Raw genomic sequence first — 2,302 nt, 5'->3', positions numbered from 1 at the left:
GGCGTGGACCACACGCTGTCCGAGGACGGCAGGGGCGGGCACGCCCGCGTAACCGCCGATCTCGGTCGGCTTGGGGAACGACTCGTTGGACGTGCCCTTCAGCGCGCCGTCCATCGTGGACTTCCAGATGTCCGACGGCAGACCCGAGCCGTAAACCGGTGAGCCCGAGGCGGTTACGAGCGGCACGTCGCCCTTCGCGGTGCCCACCCACACGGCCGTCGACAACGACGGCGTGTAGCCGACCATCCAGGCGTCCTTGTCCGCGTTCGTGTCCCCCAGCTGCGTGGTGCCCGTTTTGGCCGCCGACGGCCTGCCGCCGGACAACGAGTGGCCGCGCGAATAGCTGGCGATCGGCTCCATGGCCGCGGTGACGTTGTCGGCGACGGCCTTCGGGATGCGCTGCTCGCCGTTGTTGTCGGACTTGCTCGCGTCGAACAGGACCTGACCGTCGGAGTTGACGACCTTCTGCACGAAGTGTGGCCGGTGGTAGAGCCCGGAGGCGGCCAGGGTGGCGTACGCCGAGGCCATGTCGATCACCCGGGTCTGGTACTGGCCCAACACCACTCCGTTGTTGGGCGGCCCGCCCTTGCCGTCCTCGGACAGCGTGTGGTCCACGCCGGGGAAGCTGGTCGCGATGCCGGCCTGGTGCGCGGCGTCCGCGACGGCCTGCGGTCCGCCCTTGAGCTTGAGCATCAGCCGGTAGTAGGAGGTGTTCAGCGATTGCTTGAGCGCCTGGGCGATGTTGCACGTCCCGCAACCCTCGCCGTCGACGTTGGTGATCTTGATGCCGTCGACCGTCAGCGGCGAGCTGTCCACCTGGTAACCCAGCCCGATGCCCTGCTCGAGCGCGGCGACCAACGCGAACACCTTGAACGACGAACCGGTTTGCAGCCCGGCCTGGGCGAAGTCGAAACCGTTGGCGTCGGAACCCCCGTAGTAGGCGCGTATCGCCCCGTCGTGCGGGTCGATCGACACCACGGCCGACCGCATGTCGGGGTCTTGCCCGTCAAGGTATTTCGACACCGCCTTCTCCGCGGCCTGCTGGGCCTTCGGATCGATGGTGGTGGTCACCTGCAGGCCCTGGGTGTTCAGGGTCCGCTCGTCGATGTTGAACAGCTCCATCAACTCTTTGGTCACCTGACGCTCGATGAGCCCGTTGGGCCCCGTCGTTTGGTTCTCCGCCCGCGCCTGATCGGGCGGCACGGTTTGCGGGAACTCCTGCGCGGCCCGGTCACTGGGTGACAGCGCCTTGGTCTCCACCATGCCGTCGAGCACCCAGTTCCAGCGGGCCCGGGCACCCTGCGGATCCACGGCCGGGTCCAGTGAGGACGGCCGCCGAATCAGCGCCGCCAGCAGCGCCCCCTCGGACACGGTGAGCTGCTCGACGGGCTTGTTGAAGTAGGCCTTGGCGGCAGCGGAGATGCCGTAGGCGCCCCGGCCGAAGTAGATGATGTTCAGATAGGCCTGCAGCACATCGTCTTTCGACCACTCCCCCGACATCTTGGTGGCGATGACGAGTTCTTTGGCCTTACGCATCAGGCCGCTCAGGCCGTGCTGGGCCGAACCCACCAGCGCGTTCTTGACGTACTGCTGGGTGATCGTGGACCCGCCCTGCAGGTCGCCGTCGCCGAACAGGTTGTTGTTCACCGCCCGCGCGAACCCGCTGAAGTCGAAGCCCGGGTTCGAATAGAAGTTGCGGTCCTCGGCGGCGATCACCGCCTGCCGCACGTGCACCGGCACCTGGTTGATGTTGACGTCCACCCGATTACCTTCGGGCGGAATGATTTTCGCGATCTCTGATCCGTCGCTGGCCAGGATGGTGGAGACCTGGTTGGTGCGCAGATCCCCCGGCTTGGGAATGTCGACGATGAAGTAGGCCATGGCGAACGTGACGATCGGCAACACCACCAGCACCGCCGCCGACAGGTAGGCCGCGCGGCGCACCCACAACCAGTTGATCTGCTGCTTCCAATGGACGTCTCGCCGCCGGGGCCCCAAGCCGTCGGGTCCGCCGGGGCGTCCGCCCGGCCCGGGTGGCGGCGGGGGTGGCCCTCCCGGGGGCCGGCCTCCGGCACTCGTCCGGCCGCGCCGCGGCGACGTCCGGCTGTCCAGCGCAGCCTTGACCTCCTCGAGCGCGTCGCGCTGCAGGGGCGTCGACGGCGGGCCGGCCAGCGCCGCTTTGACTTCCTCGATGCTCGGATCGGGCCGCCGGGGCGACCGGTCGTGGGGGGGGGGGGGGGGGGGGGGGGGGGGGGGGGGGGGGGGGGGGGGGGGGGGGGGGCGGGGGGGGGGGGGGGGGGGG

1 protein-coding gene is annotated in these 2,302 nt (G+C 69.3%); it reads right to left on the bottom strand.

The features are described from left to right. The coding region (locus tag A5730_RS04650) for a transglycosylase domain-containing protein (protein ID WP_082946715.1) at window positions 1–2,193 on the bottom strand (2,193 nt) is incomplete at its 3' end. Between the last annotated feature and the right edge of the window lie 109 nt (window positions 2,194–2,302).

The organism is Mycobacterium sp. ACS4054 (genome assembly GCF_001667275.1).
Lineage (GTDB): Bacteria > Actinomycetota > Actinomycetes > Mycobacteriales > Mycobacteriaceae > Mycobacterium.
The sequence above is the reverse complement of the archived record's forward strand: the minus strand, read 5'-3'. Positions and strand labels throughout refer to the sequence as shown.